The 23,258-nt window shown below is 62.9% G+C and carries 21 protein-coding genes and 1 tRNA gene; 18 read left to right on the top strand and 4 right to left on the bottom strand.

The window, feature by feature from the left end:
- Positions 1 to 37 precede the first annotated feature (37 nt).
- The 9 genes from AB7008_RS30900 to AB7008_RS30860 all read left to right on the top strand — a co-directional run bounded on the left by AB7008_RS30900 (position 38) and on the right by AB7008_RS30860 (position 11,503).
- Complete coding sequence (locus tag AB7008_RS30900; protein WP_028154855.1) at positions 38 to 1,087, top strand: alpha/beta fold hydrolase; 1,050 nt, start codon at positions 38 to 40, stop codon at positions 1,085 to 1,087.
- Between the two features lie 681 nt (positions 1,088 to 1,768).
- Positions 1,769 to 2,698 carry an SDR family oxidoreductase gene (locus AB7008_RS30895; RefSeq protein ID WP_441260019.1) on the top strand — a complete coding sequence of 310 codons (930 nt, stop codon included), beginning with the start codon at positions 1,769 to 1,771 and terminating at the stop codon, positions 2,696 to 2,698.
- Positions 2,699 to 3,816: 1,118 nt separating this feature from the next.
- On the top strand, positions 3,817 to 4,935 hold the full coding sequence (locus AB7008_RS30890) for an acyl-CoA dehydrogenase family protein (RefSeq protein ID WP_304490267.1): 1,119 nt from the start codon (positions 3,817 to 3,819) through the stop codon (positions 4,933 to 4,935).
- 416 nt (positions 4,936 to 5,351) lie between these two features.
- The gene (locus tag AB7008_RS30885) at positions 5,352 to 6,749 is read left to right on the top strand and encodes an MFS transporter (protein ID WP_304490266.1); all 1,398 of its coding nucleotides are present in this window, start codon (positions 5,352 to 5,354) and stop codon (positions 6,747 to 6,749) included.
- Positions 6,750 to 6,870: 121 nt separating this feature from the next.
- Positions 6,871 to 7,698, top strand: coding sequence for a 3-keto-5-aminohexanoate cleavage protein (locus AB7008_RS30880; RefSeq protein WP_304490265.1), 828 nt, complete (start codon positions 6,871 to 6,873; stop codon positions 7,696 to 7,698).
- A gap of 134 nt (positions 7,699 to 7,832) precedes the next feature.
- Positions 7,833 to 9,038: an MFS transporter gene (locus AB7008_RS30875; protein ID WP_304490264.1), complete on the top strand. Its 1,206-nt coding sequence runs from the start codon at positions 7,833 to 7,835 to the stop codon at positions 9,036 to 9,038.
- 177 nt (positions 9,039 to 9,215) lie between these two features.
- A complete protein-coding gene (locus AB7008_RS30870; protein ID WP_028154862.1) occupies positions 9,216 to 10,445 on the top strand; it encodes a CaiB/BaiF CoA transferase family protein in 1,230 nt (409 codons plus the stop codon).
- A 245-nt stretch (positions 10,446 to 10,690) separates the two neighbouring features.
- Positions 10,691 to 10,906: a hypothetical protein gene (locus tag AB7008_RS30865; protein WP_014494475.1), complete on the top strand. Its 216-nt coding sequence runs from the start codon at positions 10,691 to 10,693 to the stop codon at positions 10,904 to 10,906.
- A 204-nt stretch (positions 10,907 to 11,110) separates the two neighbouring features.
- The gene (locus tag AB7008_RS30860) at positions 11,111 to 11,503 is read left to right on the top strand and encodes a RidA family protein (RefSeq protein ID WP_304490263.1); all 393 of its coding nucleotides are present in this window, start codon (positions 11,111 to 11,113) and stop codon (positions 11,501 to 11,503) included.
- Positions 11,504 to 11,507: 4 nt separating this feature from the next.
- Here the strand turns inward: AB7008_RS30860 and AB7008_RS30855 are convergent, their stop codons facing one another.
- Positions 11,508 to 12,170 carry a TetR/AcrR family transcriptional regulator gene (locus AB7008_RS30855; RefSeq protein WP_038935933.1) on the bottom strand — a complete coding sequence of 221 codons (663 nt, stop codon included), beginning with the start codon at positions 12,168 to 12,170 and terminating at the stop codon, positions 11,508 to 11,510.
- Between the two features lie 209 nt (positions 12,171 to 12,379).
- Here AB7008_RS30855 and AB7008_RS30850 point away from each other — a divergent pair, with 209 nt between their 5' ends.
- Both AB7008_RS30850 and AB7008_RS30845 read left to right on the top strand, forming a co-directional pair.
- Entirely contained in the window at positions 12,380 to 13,615 is a 1,236-nt protein-coding gene (locus AB7008_RS30850) for an acyl-CoA dehydrogenase family protein (RefSeq protein WP_014494478.1), read from the top strand.
- A gap of 148 nt (positions 13,616 to 13,763) precedes the next feature.
- Positions 13,764 to 14,822 carry a phosphotransferase family protein gene (locus tag AB7008_RS30845; protein WP_028154865.1) on the top strand — a complete coding sequence of 353 codons (1,059 nt, stop codon included), beginning with the start codon at positions 13,764 to 13,766 and terminating at the stop codon, positions 14,820 to 14,822.
- A 500-nt stretch (positions 14,823 to 15,322) separates the two neighbouring features.
- Here AB7008_RS30845 and argE read toward each other — a convergent pair whose 3' ends face one another.
- Complete coding sequence (gene argE / locus AB7008_RS30840; RefSeq protein ID WP_304490261.1) at positions 15,323 to 16,507, bottom strand: acetylornithine deacetylase; 1,185 nt, start codon at positions 16,505 to 16,507, stop codon at positions 15,323 to 15,325.
- 135 nt (positions 16,508 to 16,642) lie between these two features.
- Here argE and AB7008_RS30835 point away from each other — a divergent pair, with 135 nt between their 5' ends.
- On the top strand, positions 16,643 to 17,083 hold the full coding sequence (locus tag AB7008_RS30835) for a hypothetical protein (protein ID WP_304490260.1): 441 nt from the start codon (positions 16,643 to 16,645) through the stop codon (positions 17,081 to 17,083).
- Between the two features lie 515 nt (positions 17,084 to 17,598).
- On the opposite strand, the gene AB7008_RS30830 is transcribed toward AB7008_RS30835, so the two are convergent.
- A complete protein-coding gene (locus tag AB7008_RS30830) occupies positions 17,599 to 18,384 on the bottom strand; it encodes an SDR family NAD(P)-dependent oxidoreductase (RefSeq protein ID WP_028154868.1) in 786 nt (261 codons plus the stop codon).
- 134 nt (positions 18,385 to 18,518) lie between these two features.
- Here AB7008_RS30830 and AB7008_RS30825 point away from each other — a divergent pair, with 134 nt between their 5' ends.
- Positions 18,519 to 19,217: a histidine phosphatase family protein gene (locus AB7008_RS30825; protein ID WP_028154869.1), complete on the top strand. Its 699-nt coding sequence runs from the start codon at positions 18,519 to 18,521 to the stop codon at positions 19,215 to 19,217.
- Positions 19,218 to 19,286: 69 nt separating this feature from the next.
- Positions 19,287 to 20,054, top strand: a complete 768-nt coding sequence (locus AB7008_RS30820; protein ID WP_028154870.1) for an SDR family NAD(P)-dependent oxidoreductase — start codon at positions 19,287 to 19,289, stop codon at positions 20,052 to 20,054.
- Positions 20,055 to 20,151: 97 nt separating this feature from the next.
- Here the strand turns inward: AB7008_RS30820 and AB7008_RS30815 are convergent, their stop codons facing one another.
- The gene (locus AB7008_RS30815) at positions 20,152 to 21,375 is read right to left on the bottom strand and encodes a serine hydrolase domain-containing protein (RefSeq protein WP_441260018.1); all 1,224 of its coding nucleotides are present in this window, start codon (positions 21,373 to 21,375) and stop codon (positions 20,152 to 20,154) included.
- A 152-nt stretch (positions 21,376 to 21,527) separates the two neighbouring features.
- Between AB7008_RS30815 and AB7008_RS30810 the strand changes: the two genes are divergently transcribed.
- The 4 genes from AB7008_RS30810 (at position 21,528) to rplK (ending at position 23,257) form a co-directional block, all read left to right on the top strand.
- Positions 21,528 to 21,603, top strand: a tRNA-Trp gene (locus tag AB7008_RS30810).
- 345 nt (positions 21,604 to 21,948) lie between these two features.
- Complete coding sequence (gene secE, locus AB7008_RS30805; protein ID WP_007611620.1) at positions 21,949 to 22,140, top strand: preprotein translocase subunit SecE; 192 nt, start codon at positions 21,949 to 21,951, stop codon at positions 22,138 to 22,140.
- Positions 22,140 to 22,697 (top strand): transcription termination/antitermination protein NusG, encoded by a 558-nt coding sequence (gene nusG, locus AB7008_RS30800; RefSeq protein ID WP_038942315.1) that lies wholly within the window; start codon positions 22,140 to 22,142, stop codon positions 22,695 to 22,697. Before secE ends, nusG begins: the two co-directional genes overlap by 1 nt.
- Before the next feature lie 131 nt (positions 22,698 to 22,828).
- Positions 22,829 to 23,257: a 50S ribosomal protein L11 gene (gene rplK, locus AB7008_RS30795; protein WP_006611824.1), complete on the top strand. Its 429-nt coding sequence runs from the start codon at positions 22,829 to 22,831 to the stop codon at positions 23,255 to 23,257.
- Position 23,258: the final 1 nt, after the last annotated feature.

Here is a 23,258-nt window from a genome sequence, read left to right as displayed (position 1 = left end):
CAGATGACAGCGGTAACGGGAGAAAAATCCGGTGAGCATGAATCCCTACTACGGTCAGGAAGGTCACGGTCCCTACGAATCGATTGGAATCGGCAGCCTCGAACTCGAGGAGGGCGGCACTATTCCGGATTGTCAGCTTGCCGTGGCGACCCACGGCACGCTGAACGCAGCGAAGGACAATGCCATCCTCGTTCCGACCTGGTTCTCTGGAACCAGCAAGATCGTGGAGCAGGTCTACATCGGCAACGGGCGTGCGCTCGATCCGGCGAAGTATTTCATCATCGTCGTCAACCAGATTGGAAATGGCCTTTCCACCTCACCGCACAACAGCGGTGGAGCGCAGGCCGGGCCGATGTTTCCGAAAGTGCGCATTGGCGACGACGTGCGCGCCCAGCATAAGCTTCTGACCCTGAAATACGGTCTGAAGCGGCTCGCGCTGGTCGTCGGCGGCTCCATGGGCGCTCAGCAGACTTATGAGTGGGCCGTGCGCTATCCCGACTTCGTCAAGCGCGCCGCTCCGATCGCCGGCACCGCCAAGAACACCGAGCACGATTTCGTCCTCACCGAGACACTTTCCGAAGCGATCACATCCGATCCAGGGTTCAACGGCGGCAAGTACGGTTCGCCCACCGATGTCGCCGCCGGCCTTCATCGCCACGCCAGGCTGTGGACGGTGATGGGGTGGAGTACCGAGTTCTTCCGAGAAGGCCGACACAAGGCGCTCGGCTTCGACTCGATGCAGGCCTTCGTCGATACGTTTATGGCCGGATACTTCGCGCCGATGGATCCGAACGATCTTCTGGCGATGGCGTGGAAGTGGCAACGAGGCGACGTGAGCCGAAACACCGGTGACGATCTCGCGTCGGCGCTCGGCCGTATCAAGGCGAAGACTTACGTGATGCCGATTAGTCACGACATGTTCTTTCCGCCGAGCGACTGCGAGGTAGAGCAACGGCTGATCCCCGGTAGCCAGTTCCGTCCGCTGAAGAGCATATGCGGACACCTCGGCCTGTTTGGCGTGGATCCCGAGCTGCTCGCGCAGCTTGACGCCAATCTGAACGAGCTGCTCGCGACACCTGTGAGCTGACGAGGCGGATCGGTGTAGCATTATGGCGTAGCACTCCCAGCCGTTACGGCGATGCGGCGCCAGTGTAACGAGGGGTGCCGGAGCTGCAGCTCGACGCGGCCCCAGCAGCCAAGAGACGTGAGCGCATCCTCATCTTTGCGCGCCAGAGGCGTCTTTTCCTTCGCAAAGCGACTGAGGCGTTCCAAGCCTTGCGTGACCTCTCGACCGATCGACCCAAAAAGGCGGTCGTACCCGGAAATTTGCGACCTCACTTTTGATGAATGAAGAGAACTCGCGAAGACAGTCGTACCGCAGGCGCGAAAGCTCATCGCCTTCGCTTGCGTTCTCGACCAATCCCCTGCGGTTCTTCTCTTCGTCCTCTGCCGATCGCTCAACGAGTGCGCTGCGGCCGCTTCGGACTGATAAGGAAGAAAAACGGCGGCCTGCGACGAAGCCACGGGGAGGCGTCAACCAACCTAGCGTGGCCGCGAGATAGGTCCGGCTCAACTCCGCGTCACACCAAATCACGCCTCCGAGATCGTGTCAGCGCCGCCGCGCGGCGCGCCACGCGGTACGCGCTGGTACGGACGATTGGGCGCGCTCGCCTCACGACACCTGAGATTGCGCCGCCTACATTGCGGTCCAGCAGTCACGTATTGACGAGAGACGGAAGAAAGAATGATTTGGGAAGTTGAGAATACAATGACACCAACAGCCATACCGGCTGATCATCTCGCATTGACCCGCAACGCTCATCACCTTAGGCAAGCCATGACCAGGACTATTCTCATCACCGGTACATCGAGTGGCTTCGGCCGCGAAACTGCGGAAAGGCTGGCGCGCGACGGCTATTACGTGTTCGCCGCGATGCGCGACATCGCCGGCCGCAATCGCAGCCACGCCGACGCGCTGCGAAGGCAGAAAATAAGCGTCGTGGAACTCGACGTCACCGACGATGGCTCGGTCGATCGTGCCGTTGCTTCTATTCTCGCCGAGGCCGGCAAGATCAACGTGTTGGTCAACAACGCCGGCATTGCGTCGGTCGGCGTGACTGAAGCCTTCACGGCCGATCAGGCGAAGGCGATCTTCGACACCAACGTCATCGGGCTCCTCCGCGTTACGCGGGCAGTGTTGCCTTCGATGCGTCGGGAGCGCGAAGGCCTCATTATCAACATGGGCTCGGTCCTCGGCCGGGTGACGTTCCCCTTCGTCGGCATCTATGGCGCGAGCAAGATGGCGATCGAAGCCTTGACCGACAGCATTCGGCTGGAGGTCTCCCAGCTCGGCGTAGACGTAGTGGAAGTCCAGCCTGGCGCTTACCCGACAAGCCTGTACTCGAGCATCCAGAGGCCTGCCGACGACGACATCACGAAGTCTTACGGCGCGGTCGGCCAGATCCCCGACGCCATTTACAAGACCTTCACGTCAATGTTGCAGGGTAAGGACGCCCCGAAGCCTCATGACATTGCCGAGGCCGTCGCCAAGCTCGTCGGCCAGGGGAAGGGCAGTCGCGCCGCTCGGACGGTGGTGGGCATGTCGTTCGGTGCTGACAAGATCAATGCCGACGTCGCGCCCGTCCAGAAAGCCGTCGTCGGCGGTCTGGGCCTCGGGCATCTCGAAGAACTCGCGTGAAGCGCTGTGGGTGCGTGCGGACCAGCAGTGCGCCGCAGTTAATTACGACTCTTTGTTCAAGGGCCAACCTGATTGGCGCGGGCGCACGGCATCAGTGTCAGAGCGGTGCATCGCATTTTGCCGAACATGCGCTCAAATCCAAAATCGCGATTGGAGAATTTATGCCCGTGTTAGTAATATGGCTCGCCATATCCTTTGCGATCAGGCTGCTCGTTATGTACGTCAGGCTTGTCATCCTTCTCAGGTCTCGCGCGAAGGCGCCTTCGGCGATGGGGCGCCCGAGGGGCGAGGGCGGGCGAGACGTCCCTGGCTGATGAAGGCGTCCCGCCAAAGGGAGGCCCTTGCGGACGATCTCCTGGCCGCTCGAATAATTGCTTGCGGCTCAAGCGAAAGCGTTGAAATCATGGTGACGCGCGCCGATCCGTTAATCACCCAAAAGCTGACTTCCTCTCATCGGCCGGTTTTGGCGCGAACGCGATGGCAGAGGATTACGAGATCATCGAGCACAGCTGCGATAAGGACATGGCGATGAGTGGAAAGCCGAATTGTCTGATCACGGGTGCCGGTTCTGGCTTTGGCCGGGTTGGCGACGAAAGGGCTCTCGTCCGGATATTCCGTGATCGGCACCGTGCGAAGTGGGGCGGCGCGACAGGAGTTCTGCCCGATGGACCCCGCTCGCGCGCGAGCGGTCGTGTTGGATGTCACGGATTGCGCAGCCATCGGCCCTGAGATTGCGCAGGCCGAAAGAGATGTTGGCCCGATAGGCGTCCTCGTCAACAAAGCAGGGTACGGCCGCAAAGGGACCCTTGAGAGGGGTCGCTGGAGGAGATGAGGTGTCAAAGCCGCCGGCAGGCAGGTGATCCCGTCCAAGCTGCTCGTGCGATCTTGAAAGTGGTGGACGATCCACCAATGCCTCTCTTACTCGGAAACGGCGCACTGAGATAGGTTCGCGACAGGTTGAATTCGCTAGCTAGGGAGATCGACACCTGGGAACGGGTCGCGAGATCGACCGAGCACGCGTAGGAGTTTCCGGCCCGCGACTTCAGTAACCAATCGACCTGTTTGCGTATCACGGCTGAATGCCGATCCGAATCCAACAGCTGAGTCTGAGGGGACCAATGTCCATTATGACTATCGCTGAAGAATTCGCGCGCAATACAATTCTGCCGCGAGCTGCCGCTTGGGAAAAGTCGCGCGCGATGGCAACGACTGAGCTCCGCGAAGCGATCAATGTTGGAATTGGATCGCTCAGGATTGGAGTTGAGCACGGTGGTTTGGGCCTGGACTATCTCCGCGTTGGAAATGTCCTCAGGGTCTTGGCCTCCGCGGATTTTCCGTTTGCTTTCAGCCTTGCTGTGCACAGCGCGGTTGCCGGCTTGATAACGGAGTCCGGCTCGCCTGTTCAGCTCGATCAATATGTTCGCCGGATGCAAACAGGAGAACTAATTCTCTCCGTATGCGTAACTGAACCTTCCGCAGGCTCGGATGCAGCAGCTATGCAAACGAAAGCGACCCGTAGGCGTGGGGGGTGGCAAATAAATGGTTCGAAGGCGTGGATTACTAATGCTGTATCTGCGGATCTATTTCTCGTGTATGCGCAAACCGATGTGGATGCTGGACCAGCAGGCATTGCCGCATTTTTAGTAGAGAGAACGTGCGCGGGTCTCTCGATTACGGCTCCCTACGATCTCGTGGGGTGCCATTCTATGGGGCTCGCTGGCGTAGAGCTCTCCGATTGTTTCGTTCCCGATGAGGCGCTGTTTGCTCGACCTGGCGAAGGCTTTAAAAGAGCGATGAGCGGTATCGACGTGGCCCGCACTTTGGTTAGTGCAATGTGCTGCGGGATGCTGCAATCAAGTCTGACGCACGCCTTAAAGGCAACAGCGGAACGTTCCGCATTCGGTTCGAGGACGATCGAGTTTCAAGGCCTTCAATGGATGCTGGCCGACGTCGCGACGGATCTATCGGCCTCAGAGCTGTTGTTCGCCGCTGCTGCATCGAAGCTTGACCGAGGAGAGCGAGCTACAATTGAGGCCGCTCACGCGAAGAAATTTGCGACAAGGGCAGCGTTCAACGGTGTCGCGCAATGTATGCAGCTTGCTGGTGCGCGCGGCCTGTTGGCTGACACGCCAATCTCGCGGCATTTGGCCTCCGCAAAGGCAGCTCAGTACCTCGACGGCACGACAGAGATACAGAATGTTGTTATCTCCCGCTTTCTTCAGGTGCGGGCGGTCTAGCTTCGGCACTTCGACGAAGTTGCATTGTTCGGCGTTGCTCGGAAGTTTGGATATACTGGATGGGGCGGCTGCGAGTACAAGGCGCTGCAGTCAACGCTCGGCGGGCTTGGATGGGCATGCAGCTTCGGAATTGGCATTTCCTCGCCAATTCTGTCGACCTCACAAGAGGCGTTCTGATCACGCTCCTTTGGCGAGTCGCCGATCGACTTACGCGCGAAAATAACATCATGTTAGGTTTATCGCATAACTGGGTAATTGTGTTAGCCCGGCGAAAGCCTATTGTCGCGACCAATCGGATACCCATCGGCAGTGACAAGCGCTCGCGGAAGACGGCAGAGCGCCCAGAGAATGCTGCCCAATTTCCAGCGAAGCCCGACAACGGGACGTCAGCAAACCCAGTGGAGGAATTTTCTGCGATGACCACGACTCGCACGATCCGTAACATGAGTCAGTCCAGGAAGGCTGCTGCGAGCGGCTGGATCGGTTCGGCTCTCGAATATTATGACTTCTTCATCTACGCGACCGCCGCGTCGCTGATCTTCCCGCAAATCTTCTTCCCGTCGGAGAATCCCACCGTCGCCATCGTCGCATCGCTGGCGACCTATGGTGTGGGATATGTGGCCCGGCCGATCGGCGCCTTCGTTCTCGGACATTGGGGCGACACCCATGGCCGCAAGACCGTTCTCATCGTCTGCATGTTCCTGATGGGCATCTCGACGATGGCGGTGGGCATCCTGCCGACCTATCAGCAGGTCGGCATCCTGGCGCCGATCCTGCTCGTCATCCTGCGCCTCGTGCAGGGATTTGCCGTCGCCGGTGAAATCTCCGGCGCGAGCTCGATGATCCTGGAGCATGCGCCGTTCGGCCGGCGCGGCTTCTATGCCAGCTTCGCCCTTCAGGGCGTGCAGGCCGGACAAATCCTCGCGGCAGCCGTCTTCCTGCCGCTGGCGGCCTATATGCCGACCGACGCATTCAACAGCTGGGGATGGCGGATTCCGTTCCTGCTCAGCTTCTTCGTCATCGTCGCAGGCTACATCATTCGTCGCGAAGTCGACGAGACCCCTGCGTTCGCCCGTGAGGGCGAGCGGGGCGAGACGCCGCGGGCGCCCATCGTCCAGGCCATCAAGCTGAGCTGGCGCGACATGCTCAGGGTCATCTGCATGGCCCTGATGAACGTCATTCCGGTGGTTGCGACCATCTTCGGTGCGGCCTACGCGGTGCAGCCGGCCTATGGCATCGGTTTTGCCAAGGACGTCTATCTTTGGATCCCGGTGCTCGGAAACATGCTGGCCGTGTTCGTCATTCCCTTCGTCGGCAATCTCTCCGACAAGGTCGGGCGCAGGCCTCCGATCATCGTGGGCGCGCTGCTCTCCGGCTTGCTCGCCTTCGGTTATCTCTATGCCATCAGCATCAGGAATGTGCCGCTCGCGATCCTGCTGTCGCTCCTGATGTGGGGTGTGGTCTATCAGGGCTACAACGCCATCTTCCCGAGCTTCTACCCGGAGCTGTTTCCGACCCGCACCCGGGTGTCGGCGATGGCGATCTCGCAGAACATCGGAACGACCATCACCGCGTTGCTTCCGGCCCTGTTTGCGGCCGTGGCGCCTCCCGGCTCGGACAATATCCCCTTGACGGTGGGAGCGATCGCCTTCGGTATCACTGTCATCGCGGCGCTGGCGGCCGTCACGGCCCGGGAGACCTATCGGGTCAGGATCGACGATCTCGGCAATCCCAAGGCCGTTCCGATGCCGCGGGCCGACTATGAGCGGCAGCGTGCGGAGGCGGCGAGCGGCGCGGCCGCAATTCCGACCTGAAGGGCACGCAAGGAGCCTGCCGCTGCGATCGATGATGTTTGCAGCGGCAGGGCTCGATGCGTTACGAGATTGCCGATTCGAATTTTTGGGCGCGCGAGCGCGATCATCATGAGGTCAAGGGATGAACCCCGTTGTTGTTGCTGTCGCCATCACCGGCTCCGTTCCGCGCAAGAAGGACAATCCCGCGGTGCCGATCCTGCCGTCCGAGCAGATCGAGTCGACGCAGAAGGCCTTCGAGGCCGGCGCCACCCTTGCCCATATCCATGTTCGAAACGATGACGAGACGCCGTCCTCCGACCCCGAGCGTTTCGCGCAGGTGCAGGAGGGGATCAAAAAGCATTGCCCGGGGATGATCGTTCAGTTCTCGACCGGCGGGCGCGGCCGCGATCCCTCGGCGCGGGGATCATCGCTTTATCTGAAGCCGGACATGGCCTCGCTGTCGACAGGGTCGGTGAACTTTCCGACGATCGTCTACGAGAACGGCGCCGCCCTGGTCGAGACTCTCGCGACCGGCATGAAGACAAATGGCATCCGCCCGGAAATCGAGATCTTCGATCTGTCGCATCTCCACGGTGCGCGGCGTCTGATCGAGGCGGGGCTGATGGACGCGCGTCCGCACGTGCAATTCGTCATGGGCGTCAAGAACGCGATGCCGGCCGACGAGCATGTCCTCGACATCCTCCTGGGAGAGCTGAAGCGGCTGATCCCGAAGGCGACGTGGACGGCGGCCGGGATCGGACGCCATCAGGCCGAGGTCATGGGCTGGGCGCTTGCGCGCGGCGCCGACGCGGTTCGCACCGGGCTCGAGGACAATATCAGGATCGACAAGACCCGCCTGGCCGCCAGCAACGCCGAACTCGTGACCATCGCCGGCGAGGCTGTCGCGCGCCACGGCCGGCGCGTCGCGACCGCGGCCGAGGCGCGATCCCTGCTCGGGCTCGCGGGGTAGGAGCTACTGCCTCCTGCTGACATGCTCCCGGCCGCCTTCTGCCATTCAGCGGCCGGCGTTCCGTTGCGCTGAGTCTCCGGGTAAGACGGATGTCACAGGCGTGATCGGCGCCTGCCGGGCAGGCGACGTTTGGAATGCGGTTCTTGAGATCTGACAGCAGGCTCATCGGGGTCCTGCTGGTGCTGGCAATCACCCAACTCATCGGGTGGGGCACGATCGGCCTTCCGGCCGTCATCGGCCGCGACCTTGCGGCCGATCTCGGCATGAGCCTGTCGGCGGTGTTCGCGGGCAACTCGGTCCTTTACGTCACCATGGGGCTGTGCGCGCCCTGGCTCGCCAGGGCGTTTGCACGCCACGGTGCGCGCAAGGTGATGATGGTCGGCACGGTCGTGACCCTGCCGGGCTTCGTCGTCATGTCCTTTGCCCACGAGCCGATGCTCTATTTCATCGGTTGGGTCATTCTCGGCATGGGCGGCAGCGCCACGCTCTCGACCGGCGCCTATATCATGCTCAACGAAGTGGCCGGGCGGGGCGCCAAGAATGCCATCGGCGGGCTCATGCTGGTGACGGGCCTCTCCAGCAGCATCTTCTGGCCGACCACGTCGTTCCTGAGCGGGCATTTCGGCTGGCGCGGGACCTGTCTCGTCTACGCGGCGATGATGCTCCTCATCAACCTTCCGCTCTACGCGTTCCTGGCTCCGCACCGAAAAATTGCGACTGACGATGGCGGTGGCCCGATCAAGGCCGCGCCGCCGCCTGCGATTCCGAGAAGCACCTTCGGTCTCGTCGCTTGCGTGATCACGATGAACGCCTTCGTCAATTTCGGCATCGGCGCCATCATGATCGAATTGCTGCGGGCGGAGGGGCTGGCGCCCGCGCAGGCGCTCGCATTCGGTTCGATGCTGGGCGTGATCCAGGTCAGCGCCCGCGGGCTGGATTTCCTCGGCGGCGGGCGATGGGACGGGATCACGACCGGGCTCGTTGCGGGCACGGCGTTGCCGGTGGCAATGCTGCTGCTGATGACGAGCGAGGGCGCGACCTGGGCAGTTGCGGTCTTCATCCTGCTCTATGGCGCCGGCAGCGGTGCGATGGCGGTGGCGCGCGCGACGATCCCGCTGGTGTTCTACGACCAGGCCGAGTTCGCCAAGGCAATGTCGATGATCGCGCTGCCGCTCAATCTGGCATCCGCGATCTCGCCGCCGCTCCTTGTCGGCCTGCTCACCCAGTTCGGCAGCCGCGGTGCGCTCGGTCTCACCTTTGTCTTCTCCTGCGCCACGGTGCTGATCCTGGTCCTGCTTGGCCGCCGGCGGCCGCAGGTCGCTGCGGCGGCCGCGACCTGAACCGTCGACGTAATATTCGCAGCGCGGAATACCCCGCCGGGGGCTGCCTCAGCTGCGGGGCGGGGGATGGCCGTATGCCCAGCGTGCAGTGCTCAGCGCCCGAAAATAGTGTATCCGCAGGAAGCGCAGGCCCGCTTCGAGCGCCGCGCCAAGATCCAGTTCCCGGAGGAAATCGACATGTCGGCTCTGCCGCTCTCAGGCATCAAGATCCTTGACCTCACCCGCGTGCTCGCCGGGCCCCTGTCGGCCCAGATGCTGGGCGATCTCGGCGCGGAGGTGATCAAGATCGAGCGGCCGGGCACCGGCGACGACGCGCGCGCCTTCGGCCCGCCTTATCTGACCGACCCCGAGGGCAAGGCCAACAACAACAATTCGTTCTACCTTTGCGCCAACCGCAACAAGAAGTCGGTCACGGTCAACATCGCCAAGCCGGAGGGGCAGGCGATCATCCGCGCGCTCGCCAAGGACGTCGACGTCTTCATGGAGAACTACAAGGTCGGCGATCTCAAGCGCTACGGCCTCGACTACGAGACGATCAAGGCGATCAACCCCGGCATCATCTATTGCTCGGTGACCGGCTTCGGTCAGACCGGCCCCTACGCCCCGCGCGCCGGCTATGACGCGATCCTGCAGGCGATGGGCGGCCTGATGAGCGTCACCGGCCATATCGACGGCGAGCCCGGCGAGGGACCGATGAAGGTCGGGCCGTCGATCGTCGACTACATGACCGGCATGAACACCTCGATCGGGATTCTTTCGGCGCTCTACCATCGCGACGCCAATGACGGGCAGGGACAGCACATCGACGTCTGCCTGTTCGACACCGTCATCGCATCGCTGTCGCATTGGCTGCAGATCTACCTCGTCAATGGCAAGATGCCGCCGCGCCGCGGCACCTGGGGCAATGGCGGCATGCCGGCCGGTGTGTTCCGCTGCACCGACGGCGAGCTGATGCTGGTGGTCGGCAATGACGGCCAGTTCCAGCGCACCTGCGCCGTGCTAGGCGAGCCCGAACTCGCCAACGACAAGCGCTTCGTCAAGAACAACGACCGCGTCGTGCACGGCAAGGAGATCATGGCGATCTTCGCCGGCCTGTTCCTGAAGAAGCCGGTGGCCTATTGGCTCGAAAAGCTGGAGGAGGCCGGCGTGCCATCGGGGCCGATCAACAATTTCGAGCAGGTGTTTTCCGATCCGCACGTCCAGTCGCGCGGCATGCGGGTGAAGGTCGATCATCCGTTCGAGCCCGATCTGTCGCTGATCCGCAACGCGCTGACCCTCTCGGAGACCCCGATCGAGAATTACCGCGCCCCGCCGCTGCTCGGCGAGCACACCCAGGAGGTGCTCGGCGGCAAGCTCGGCTATGATGCCGGCAAGATCGAGCAGCTGAAGCAGCAGGGGATCATCTAGCGTCGCTTCCTGATCCTCCCAGGGGCGTGCCGGCGAAGACCAATGCGGAGCTGGTCGTGCATGGGGCAGGGATCCTGACGGGCCTCGGCGCGACCGTTGCGAGCGCCGCCGAAGCGAGCGCGATGCTCGAGCTTGCTTGAGGCTTGCGCGCAATCCCCAGACAAACCCGGTCCGTACTCGCACAGGCTTTCGCTTCGCGCGCGACTCTGGTGCGATGCTCCCGACGCAAGTCCGGGAGGGAACGCATGTCCTACACGATCGGGTTTCAGGCCAAGGACCAGAAGGCAATTCTGGCGACCGAAGCAGCAACGGCCAATCAGGCCGTCGCCATCATTGCCGCGCTGCGCCAAAGCGCCGACGAGATAAAGTTCATCCGCTCGCCCCAGGAAGGCGAGATGGGCATCGAGATGCTGCTGCTGCTCGCCAAGGAAGAGGCCGAGGAGATGCCGCAGCGGGTGTAGAGCGCGATCCGGAAAACTGCGCCGCGGTTTTCCCTCGCGACAAACGCGGAACGCGTTTGCGCGGAGATCATGCTCAAACAAGAACTAGAGCGCGATCTCATCGCGCTTTAGGCCCGCAACCACACTTCGAGCTTTAGCGAAGCATGCCGGCTGCAGAATAATGTAGCAAGGCGCCAGTCTCGCTTGAACCGAAGGTGGCCGCCGATGAAACGCGAAGCGCTCCGCGTCGAACCGATTTCGACATTCCTCGATCGCTGGAAGGCGCCGACCTCGCCGGTGACGCGCGCCGGCAGCATGATCTTCGTCGCCGGCCTGCCGCCATTCGACCCCGAGACGGGCGCGATCGCGGAAGTGCCGATCGAGCGCCAGAGCGAGCTCATCATGGAGCAGATGAAGCTCTGCCTTCAGACGGCCGGCGCGTCCCTCGACAACGTCATGAAGTGCAACGTCTACTGCACCTCGACAAAACACTTCGCCGCGTTCAACGCGGTCTATGCGCGCTATTTCCCGATTGATCCGCCGGCGCGCATCTTCGTCTGCACCCCGGAATGGTTCGGTCCCTTCGACGTCGAGATCGACTGCATCGCGATGATGTGAGGCGCTAACGCGCGGCAATCCTTGACGGCATCTTGGCCTCGGCCTTTCCGGCCGTCAGCGCCATTGTCGCGACGCTGACGACGCGCGCGACGACGTCCTCGACGTCGTCGAGATCGCATTTGCCTTCCGACAGCTTCGTCAACCGCTCGCTCTCGCGGATGGTGTGGTGCGCCATGGCGAGCGCGAAGTTCAGGCCCCAATAGATATCGACGTCGCTGCGGTCGGGCAGGGACCGTCGCATGGCGCCGGCGAATTTCCGCAAATGGTCGATCTCGCGATTCTTGATGCGGCGGATCGGCGGCACGGATTCGATCGAGGCGCGGATCATGAAGCGCGCCGCGGTGGAGCGCTGGTTTTCCGGACCCAGGCAGCCGCGCAAGGTCGGGCCGACGAGGGCGCGCAAGATCACCTCGATCGGCGCGCGACCGCCGCCTTGCTCTTCCGCAGCCTTCAGTTCGCGCAGGCGTTCGCGGTTGGTGGCGATCGAACGCGAGACGAACAGCTCTGCGATCAATTCGTCCTTCGAGCCGAAATGATAATTCACCGCCGCGAGGTTGACGTTGGCCTCCGCGACGATGTCGCGCAGCGTCACGTCGCCAAAGCCGCGATCGGCATAGAGCCGTTCGGCGGCGGCGAGAATGGCAGACCTCGTATGATCGCTGGCCATGGATGCCCCTCAGGGAGGGAGTTGCAATTCAAACACTTGTATGAAACTATCGTTTGAAGGCTGGAGAAAGTCAATCCGCAATCGAGACTCGTTCGCAGCGCGCGAACCGGTTCCGAGGCGTCCGCAAGCATTCGCGCTTGCGGGCCGCGTGCGGCGGGAGGACAGTCCGGCGCAAAACAGCTTTGCAAAGAGAGACCGAGGAGCGTCCCATGGATTTCGATCTGTCCCCCAAGCAGAAGGAATGGCTCGACCGCGTGCAGTCGTTCATGACCAAGCACGTGCGTCCGGCGGTGCCGATCTATAACGAGCAGGATCACAGCGGCGAGCGCTGGAAGGTGATCCCGGTTCTGGAGGACCTCAAGAAGAAGGCGAAGGCCGAAGGCCTCTGGAACATGTTCATGCCGCCGAACGAGCATGAGGACGATGAATTCCGTGGCGCGGGATTGACCAACCTCGAATACGCGCTGCTGTCGGAGCAGATGGGCCACATCTCCTGGGCTTCGGAAGTGTTCAACTGTTCCGCGCCCGACACCGGCAACATGGAAGTGTTCATGCGCTACGGCTCCAAGGAGCAGAAGCGCAAATGGCTGCGTCCACTGATGGACGGCGAGATCCGCTCGGCGTTCCTGATGACGGAACCGGCGGTCGCCTCGTCCGACGCCACCAACATCGAGACCCGCATCGAGAAGGATGGCGATCACTACGTCATCAACGGCCGCAAATGGTGGTCGTCCGGCGTCGGCGATCCCCGCTGCAAGATTGCGATCCTGATGGGCAAGACCGATTTCAAGGCGGCCAAGCACCAGCAGCAGTCGCAGATCCTGGTTCCGCTCGACACCCCCGGCATCAAGGTCGAGAAGATGCTGCCGGTGTTCGGCTTCGACGATGCGCCGCATGGCCACGCCCAGGTGCTGCTCGAGAACGTGCGCGTGCCCAAGGAGAACATCCTGCTCGGCGAGGGCCGCGGCTTCGAGATCGCGCAGGGCCGCCTCGGTCCCGGCCGCATCCATCACTGCATGCGCACCATCGGCAAGGCCGAGGAGGCGCTGGAGAAGATGGTGAAACGCCTGATGTCGCGCACCGCGTTCGGCAAGAAGATCGTCGAGCACAGCGTGTGGGAGCAGCGCATTGGCGAGGCCCGCACCAACATCGAGATGACGCGTCTGCTCTGCCTCAAGGCCGCCGACATGATGGACAAGGTCGGCAACAAGACCGCGCAGGCCGAGATCGCCATGATCAAGGTCGCAGCCCCGAACATGGCGCTGAAGATCATCGACGAGGCGATCCAGGCCTTTGGTGGCGCGGGCGTTTCGGACGAGGCGGGGCTTGCCAAGGACTACGCCGGCATCCGCACGCTGCGGCTCGCCGACGGTCCGGACGAGGTGCACAATCGCGCCATTGCCAGGCTCGAAGTTCGGAAGTATGCCAACTCTCCCAGTCATTAAGAGGGAGAGCCGCGCGGCGCTCCCGATCTGAAGAAACGACAGGGCATGATCCGCATTCGGAATGACCGCTTGACGCAAGTGCGTCAGCGGTTACCGATTAGGATCATGCTCGACCTGAAATGGTCAGGACTGAAGAGGGAGCGTCACCGTGGCTGACGGCGTCAGGAAAGACGAAGAGTTCTCGGGCACCAAGCCGGTCGAGGAGCGTCATCGCTTCGACGAGATGCGGCTCGAGGCGTGGATGCGCGACAACGTCGAAGGCTATCAGGGCCCGCTGGTCGTGCTCCAGTTCAAGGGCGGCCAGTCCAATCCGACCTACCGGCTGAACACGCCGAACCGCTCTTACGTGATGCGCCGCAAGCCGTTCGGCAAATTGTTGCCGTCGGCGCATGCGGTCGATCGCGAATATCGCGTCATCGCAGCCCTTGGAAAGCAGGGCTTTCCGGTCGCGCGCGCCTATGCGCTGTGCCAGGACGACAGCATCATCGGCGCTGCGTTCTACATCATGTCGATGGAGGACGGCCGGGTGTTCTGGGATCCGACGCTGCCGAGCCAGACGCCGGAAGATCGCCGCAAGATATTCACCAGCAAGATCGAGACGCTGGCGAGGCTCCACATGTTCGATCCCGTCGCGATCGGCCTCGGTGAGTTCGGCAAGCCCGGCAATTATTTCGCGCGCCAGATCGACCGCTGGACCAAGCAGTATCGGGCCTCCGAGACCCAGCACATTCCGGAGTTCGAGAAGGTCGCCGAATGGCTGCCCAAGACCGTGCCGGAGCAGGCGCGCGTCTCGATCGTCCACGGCGACTATCGCCTCGACAACATGATTTTCCACGCGACGGAACCGCGCGTGCAGGCCGTGCTCGATTGGGAGCTGTCGACGCTCGGCGATCCCATGGCCGACTTCACCTATCTCCTGATGCAGTGGATCATGCCGGGCCTGCAGGGCGCCGACCTCAAGGCGCTCAACATCCCGAGCGTGGACGAGGCCGCGCAGATCTATTGCAACGTCACCAAGATGACGGTGCCCGATCTCAACTGGTATTTTGCTTACAACCTGTTCCGCCTCGCCGGCATCACCCAGGGCATCGCCGGCCGCGTCCGCGACGGCACCGCCGCGAATGCCAAGGCCCTGGAATCAGCCAAGCGCACCGTGCCGCTGTCGAAGGCGTCGTGGGAGTACGCGCAGAAGGCGGGCGCGGTGTAGGGACGACGAAGGCGCGGCTGATGGCCGCGCTTTTTGTTTGTTGCGACGCCGCTTCTACACGCTCAGTGTCATTGCCCGCGAAGGCGGGCAATCCAGTATTCCAGAGACGGTGGTGCTTGAACCGAGAAGCCGCGGCGTGCTGGATGCCCCGGTCAAGCCGGGGCATGACACCAGTGATGAGGCGAGCTCGTTCCGTCGTCATTGCGAGCGAAGCGAAGCAATCCAGAATCGTTCCGCGGCGGCAGTCTGGATTGCTTCGTCGCAAGAGCTCCTCGCAATGACGAGGATGGAACTCAGGATCCTCGCTAGTAGTTCGTGCAAGGTTCGTAGCCCGGATGAGCGCAGCGATATCCGGGGAGTGTCGCTCCGCTCATACGAGCTACGCCGCTCTCGTAGGGTGGGCAAAAGCGCGTAGCGCTGTGCCCACCATCTCTCCGCTATGTTGATACCAATGGTGGGCACGCTTCGCTCTGCCCACCCTACGGCGGCGTCGCTTCCGGCTACCCCTTCACACAATGCGCGATCAGCCTCTCCACAAAACCCGCGCATTTCTCCAGCTCAGCCATCTCCACGAACTCGTCCGGCGTATGCGCCTGCGCGATCGAGCCCGGTCCGATCACGACCGACGGGACATCGGCGATGCTGGCGAACAAGCTCGCTTCGGTGCCGAATGCCACCTTGGCGTGGTCATTGCGACCCGCAAGGCTCTTGGCGAGCGTGACGATCGCGGCATCGGCATCGGTGTCGAGCGCGGGATAATCGAGGATCTCCTCGAAATCGATGCCGCACTCCGGATGTTGCTTCTTCATCGCGGGCTCGAGCTCGGCCTTGGCCCAGGCGACGATCGCATCCGTCACCTCCCTGGACTCGGTGATGCCGATACCGCGGCATTCGAAATCCACCGTGCAGGTGTCGGGCACGATGTTGAGCGCGGCGCCGCCATGCACGATGCTGGTCAGCAGCGTCGAGTGCGGAACGTCGTAGAGGCTGTCATTCGAGCGCGCGGCCGCAAGCTTCACGGCACGGCGGCGAATCTCGGTGATCAGCTCGGCCGCGTATTCGATCGCGTTGACGCCGTCGGGCGCGATCGAGGAGTGGCGGGCGAGGCCACGGAATGTCGCGCGCACGCCGTGCTTGCCCTTGTGGCCGATGATGACCTTCATCTCGGTCGGCTCGCCGATGAAGGCGCCGAGCGGCCTGATCTTCTTCGCGACCTCGCGCAGCATCGGCCGCACGCCGACGCAGCCGATCTCCTCGTCATAGGAGATGGCGAGATGGATCGGCGTCGTCAGCTTCGCTTCCAGCATCTCCGGCACCATGGCAAGGCACACCGCGACAAAACCCTTCATGTCGGTGGTGCCGCGGCCATAGAGCTTGCCGTCGCGCTCGACCAGCTTGAACGGATCGTGGCTCCAGTCCTGGCCCACGACCGGCACGACGTCGGTATGGCCTGACAGCACGAGGCCTGGCCGGTCCTCCGGTCCGATCGTGACCCAGAGCGACGCCTTCTGCCCGGTCTCGTCGACGATGCGCTCGCCCTTGACGCCGAGGAAAGCGAGATAGCTCTCGATATGGGCGATCAAGGGCAGATTGGTGCGGTCGCTGACGGTGTCGAAGCCGACGAGGTCGGCGAGGAGGTTGCGAATGCGATCGGGTCGTGAACTCGGGAAAATCGGGTTGGGCATTGTCTTTTCTTGTCGGGGATTGCAGAGGCTGAGGTTGCCTGCACGAACCATACCAATGTGAGGGCCGGTGGCGCAAATCAACACAGGCCCCGTAGCCCGGATGGAGCGCAGCGCAATCCGGGGCCTTGGTGCCGCATGGATGGATCCCCGGATTACGCTTCGCTCTATCCGGGCTACAAGCCCTTGCGCTGCCCGTCGGGCAAAACACGCCAGCGATGGGGCAACCTGTATCGCCAAAAATATTCAGCTTTACCGAAATTCGGAAACGGCGTATTCGTCGCTGCAACCCGGCCCAAGGAAGAGGGGCGTATCGCGATCGTCACGAACGCGGGCCGGGCGGCGGTGGACGCAGGTCACATCGGCGCGAAGGGTCTTGCAGGGCGGGCGACCGTGAGCGAAGACCGCGCGCCAACGACAGATGTGATCGGCGTACGGCCAAATCGTGTCGTCCTGGCGCCCGGGGTCTGTGCGCCAAGTCTTGCGGTGATGTGGCAGCCCGACCGGGCCTGCGCATCAGCCATCCGCAACGGCGACGGGGGCAATAGTGCAACGCTCCCCGGGGAGAGCACGACATAAGCCGTTCCAACCACTGCGCAGGGAAGGCCGGGATGCTCCGGTTGCCCTGTTACCCGCTGTGCATTGTAGCGCAAACTACTCATGGCATAGCGGACAATGGGAGCCAGCCGGCTCCCGGTCTTCCCTGCGCCCTCTTTCAATGGGGGGTGAGGCGATAGAGCAAAGCTCGGGCGGAAGATGCCGCGAGGATACGAAGGTGCGTCTGCGATTGAGATGCCAGTTAGAAGAGCGACCTGACGCTCCTTGCTCCGGCATTGCGAGCACAGCGAAGCAATCCTGAGTTTTTCCGAGGAGGGATTCTGGATTGCTTCGCTGCGCTCGCAATGATGGTGTTGATGCAGGTGTGCGCCACAAACTCACTCTCGTGCCCCGGACGCAGCGCAGCGTCTCTTCGACGGCGCGCTGCAGAGCCGGGGCCCATGCAACAGCGGTTGCTGTGGCTTTCTGGGTCCCGGCTCTGCGCAGCAACGCTAAGAGGCGTTGCAGCGCGTCCGGGACACGAGAGAGTGCGGATGTCAGACCGGCTTGCCCGTATACGGCATCGACGCCGTCAAACCACCGTCCACCGGGAACGCCTGGCCGTTGACATACGAGGCCTCGTCGCTGGCCAGGAACAGCCCCATCGCCGCGAGCTCGTGCGGCTGGCCGGGGCGCTTCAGGGGATTGAGCTGGCCGATCTTGTCCTGGGTGCCGCGTTCCTTGGCGCGGTCGAAGATCGGTTTGGTCATGCCGGTCTCGATCAGGCCCGGACATACTGCGTTGATGCGCACGCCGGTGCCGGTGAGCGAATACGCCGTGGTCTGCACCAGGGAGATCACGCCGGCCTTGCTCGCCGCATAGGGATGTCCGCTGGCACCGGCCTTCAGGCCCGCGACGGACGCCGTGAGCACGATCGCGCCGGACTGCTGCTTCACCATGTGCGGCATCGCATGCTTCACCGCGAGGAACGGGCCGATCAGGTTGACGCGCAGCACCTCCTGCCACTGTTCCACGGTCTGCTCGCCGAGCGGCACGAGCCCGCCGGAGACGCCGGCATTGGCCCAGATCACGTCGAGCCGGCCGTGCGTCTTCACAGCCTTGTCGATGACGGCCATGACATCCTTTTCGGAGCCCGCATCCGCGATCATCGCCTCCGCGACACCGCCGGCCTTCTTCACCTCGTCGACGGTCTCCTTCACCGCCTCGGTGCGGTCGACCGCGATCAGCTTGGCGCCTTCCCTGGTGAAGAGGAGTGCGGCGGCGCGGCCGATGCCGCTGCCGGCGCCGGTGATGATGACGGATTTGCCTTGCAGACGGCCCATGTGTTTCTCCCTTTTTGCACGCGCGCGACGCTTGCCGCGCGACGGAATTTCAAACAAGATTTCAAACGGTAAAGTGTCTTGAGACACGTTCACACCTGACGTACAGCGACATCAAACGGGATGGAAGAGTTTCGATGACAGGCGCAGACAAGCCCAATGTGGTCACGACGCGGTGGTGGTGGGTCCGTCATGCGCCGGTGCGCAATGACGGCGGCAACATCTACGGGCAGAGCGATCTCGCCTGCGACACCAGCGACACCTACGTCTTCAACGCTGTTGCCAAGGTGCTGCCACGCAAGGCGGTCTGGTATTCGAGCAATCTGATGCGCACCCACCAGACCGCGGAAGCGATCTGGGCGGCCGGTTACCCGAAGCCTGCGTCGATGAAATGGGAAGCGGATCTCGCCGAGCAGAATCTCGGCCGCTGGCAAGGCATGAACCGCGCCCAGTTCATCGCCAGCCGCCCCGTCGGCTCGAGCTGGTTCGCCGACATCAATGAGCCCGCGCCCGGCGGCGAAAGTTTTATGGATCTCTACAACCGCACGCGCCGCACCATCGAGCGGATCAACAAAGAGGCAGGCGGGCAAGACGTGATCGCGGTCGCGCATGGCGGCACCATCAAGGCGGCGATCGGCCTCGCGCTCGACGGCCAGGTCGAGCGGGCGCTGTCGTTCGACATCGACAATGTGTCGATCACGCGGCTCGATTATTTTTCGAGCTCCGAGCGCTCGGTCTGGCGTTTGCCGATGGTCAACCAGCAGCCGTGGATCGCCGATGACGCGCACGCCGAGATGCATCAACCGGCGGGGCCGGAAGTCAAGAAGCTCGCCTGACGCCGTTGTCCGCTCGTGCGGACGCGGCGTAGGCTTCAAGCCAATCAAAACGTACTCTGGGAGAGAAACATGACCTTGTTCGACATGAAGGGGAAAGTCGCCGTCATCACCGGATCGACGCGCGGCATCGGGCTTGCGATCGCCGAGCGCATGGCCGAGCACGGCGCCAAGGTCGTGATCTCCTCGCGCAAGGCCGACGTCTGCGACCAGGTTGCGAAGGCCATCAACGACAAGTTCGGCAAAGGCACGGCGGTTGCGATCGCCGCCAACATCTCGTCGAAGGAAAATCTGCAAAACCTCATCGACGAGAGCAACCGCGCCTTCGGCAAGATCGACGTGCTGGTCTGCAACGCCGCGTCGAACCCGTATTACGGTCCGCTCGCCGGCATCTCCGACGATCAGTTCAGGAAGATTCTCGACAACAACATCGTCGCGAACAACTGGCTGATCTCGATGGTGGTGCCGCAGATGATCGAGCGCAAGGACGGCTCGATCATCATCGTCTCCTCGATCGGCGGCCTCAAAGGCTCGACCATTCTCGGCGCCTACGCGATTTCCAAGGCCGCCGACATGCAGCTCGCGCGCAACCTCGCCTGCGAGTACGGCAAGCACAACATCCGCGTGAACTGCATCGCGCCCGGCCTGATCAAGACCGATTTTGCCAAGGCGCTGTGGGACAATCCGGAGAATTTGAAGGCCTCGACCTCGCGCTCGCCGCTGCTCCGCATCGGCATCCCCGACGAGATCGCCGGCGCCGCCGTGTTCCTGGGATCGAAGGCCGGCGACTTCATGACCGGCCAGACCATGGTGATCGACGGCGGCGCGACGATCAGTTGACGCGGTAGAGCGTCATCCCGGGGCGCGCTTAACGCGAACCCGGGATCTCGAGATTCCGGATGCGGTCCTGCGGACCGCTCCGGAATGACCCTTCGGGTCAATCCACCGCCGCGTAAACCAGATCCCGCACCAGCGTGCGCGTGTGGTCACGCTGTCCCGGTCCCTGCGACATAAACACGACGAACAGATCCTCCTTCGGGTCGATCCAGAAGAACGTCCCCGCAATACCGCTCCAGAAATATTGGCCGACGCTGCCGGGGAACGGTGCGATGCCGGCCTCGCGGCGCACGGCAAAGCCGAGGCCGAAACCGTGGCCCGGCGACAGCAGGGTGCCGTTGGTCACAACGTGCGGGCCGAGGTGATCGGATGCCATCAGCTCCAGCGTCTTGCGGCCGATGATCCTGTTGCCGTCGAGCGTGCCGCCGTTGCGCAGCATCAGCGCGAAGCGGGCATAGTCCATCGTGGTCGAGACCAGGCCGCCGCCGCCGGACTCCATCACCGGCTGCTCGAGCATGTTGAACAGCGCGACCTTGTCGCCGGTCCAGGGATCGGCTTCGAACGGCTGGGCGAGCCTGCTGGCATTGGCCTCGCTGGTGGAGAAGGCGGTTTCAGTCATCTGCAACGGCGCGAGGATGCGCTCGGTGAGGAAGGCGCCGAGCGACTTGCCGCTGACGACCTCGATGATGCGGCCGAGGATGTCGGTGGAGCGGCTGTAGTTGAACTCATCGCCGGGATGGCAGACCAGCGGGAAGCTTGCCACCAGCGCGGCATGCTCGGCATTGGTGATCTTGCGGCTGCGGACGCGGGACTCCTGGTAGAGCTTGTGCACGGGGCCGTCGCCCTGGTGCTCATAAGTGAGACCAGAGGTGTGGCGGAGCAGGTCCTGCACCGTCATCGGCCGCTTCGGTGGAACCAGTTCCAGCTTGCCGCCGCTGACGACGCCGACCTTCTGGTTGGCGAACTCCGGAATGAACTTGGCGACGGGGTCGGCGAGCAGGAGGTGGCCATCCTCGACCAGCGCCATGATGCCGACCGAGACGAGCGGCTTGGTCATCGAGAAGATCCGGAAGATCGAATCAAGCGCCATCGGCGCGGCTCCCGCCGGGCTCTGCTTGCCGAGCGCCTCGAACCAGCCGACCTGACCGCGCCGGGCCACCAGCACGGTCACCCCGGGAATGGTTCCCTTGTCGATCTCGCGCTTGAAGGCATTCGACATCGCCTGGAGGCGAGGGCGCGACAGCCCCAGCGTTTCCGGCCTGGCCTCCGGCAAAAGCGGGGTTTTCGGCGCGGTGGCGGCTTGGGCGGCGGCTGTGGCAGTCATGTTCACTCCCGGGGGCACATTATTGTCGGGAATGAACTCTGGCCCAGAAGGCGCGGCACAAACAAGCGAAGCCAGCGCGCTTCACCCTTGCAATCCGGCCGTCCCTTGTGCTTGAAAGCGCCCCTGATCCGCGTGGCGACGCGAGGGTCCGTAGGAGTGTAGCTCAATTGGTAGAGCACCGGTCTCCAAAACCGGGGGTCGCAGGTTCGAGCCCTGCCACTCCTGCCAACTAATCCCAGACAATCAGGATCGACAGGCAGGACGGCGGCGGGCTGACAAGCTCGGACCGTGGATCATGCGGACCGGGTAAGCCCTTGATCCGGATCGGGTCCGCTGGCCCCGGCCGGGCGTGTCCCGGGCAGCCCACACCTTGACCTTTGGCCTCATCCGCAGTATCTACCCCGCACTCGCAGCCGGCCCGTTAAACGCGGATTTCCGGCGCGGCTTTGAAATCCCCGAACAATCGAGCCCGGTTTCCCGGCTCATCCTTCGAGACAGAGGGCTGGGCCAACGGCGGCTGTTCGGATCCCCGAAATTCATTCGCGTCTGTCGACGGACGTTGGATATCAAACGATGGCAGTCAGCCCGTTCAAGTTCTTGCAGGAAGTGCGCTCGGAGACCGCCAAGGTCACTTGGCCGACCCGTCGTGAGACAACGATCACCACCATCATGGTGTTCGTGATGGTCGCCGTGGCCTCGATCTTCTTCTTCGCCGCCGACCAGATCATCCGTTACCTCATCACCTTCCTTTTGGGCATTCACTGATGGCAACAGCCGCTGCAACCCAATCGTCCGACAAGCGCTGGTACATCGTCCACGCCTACTCGAACTTCGAGAAGAAGGTCGCCGAATCGATCCGCGAGCAGGCCAAGCAGCGCGGGCTCGAGGAGCTGTTCGAGCTGGTGCTGGTTCCGACCGAGAAGGTCACGGAAGTGCGCCGCGGCCGCAAGATCGACGCCGAGCGCAAGTTCTTCCCGGGCTACGTGCTGGTGAAGATGAAGCTGACCGACGAGGCGTTTCATCTGATCAAGAACACCCCGAAGGTCACGGGCTTCCTCGGCGCCGAGAACAAGCCGATGCCGATCTCGGAAGCCGAGGCCATGCGCATCCTGCACCAGGTGCAGGAGGGCGTGGAACGGCCGAAGGCGTCGGTGTCGTTCGAGATCGGCGAGAACGTGCGCGTGGCCGATGGCCCGTTCGCCTCGTTCTCGGGTGTGGTCGAGGAAATCGACGAGGCGCGCTCGCGCGTGAAGGTCGCGGTGTCGATCTTCGGCCGCGCCACGCCGGTCGAGCTGGAATTCGGTCAGGTCGAGAAGGTCTGATCGATTGAGGCGTGAGGCTTCGGTCTCACGCTAGCAAGAGGCCGTGGGAGGGAGAGGGCGGTTGCCAGCCGCATCCGACCCAGACCACGAACCTGAAACCGCCGGCCTGGCCGGCACAACAGGAGTGATACATGGCAAAGAAAGTGACCGGATACCTGAAGCTTCAGGTCCCGGCCGGTGCGGCGAATCCTTCGCCCCCGATCGGTCCCGCGCTTGGTCAGCGCGGTCTCAACATCATGGAGTTCTGCAAGGCGTTCAACGCCCAGACCCAGAAGGAAGAGAAGAACACCCCGATTCCCGTCGTGATCACGATCTACGCCGATCGTTCGTTCACGTTCGAGATGAAGACGCCCCCGATGTCCTTCTTCCTCAAGCAGGCCGCCAAGATCCAGTCCGGCTCGAAGGCGCCGGGCCGCGACAAGGCCGGCAAGGTGACCAAGGCGCAGGTGCGCGAGATCGCCGAGAAGAAGATGAAGGATCTCAATTGCGATTCCATCGAGTCGGCCATGAAGATGGTCGAGGGCTCTGCCCGTTCGATGGGTCTGGAAGTGGCGGGGTAAG

This window comes from Bradyrhizobium sp. 521_C7_N1_3, from assembly GCF_052075975.1.
GTDB lineage: Bacteria > Pseudomonadota > Alphaproteobacteria > Rhizobiales > Xanthobacteraceae > Bradyrhizobium > Bradyrhizobium japonicum.
Note: the sequence above shows the minus strand (reverse complement) of the source record. Positions and strands in the feature narration are given on the sequence as shown.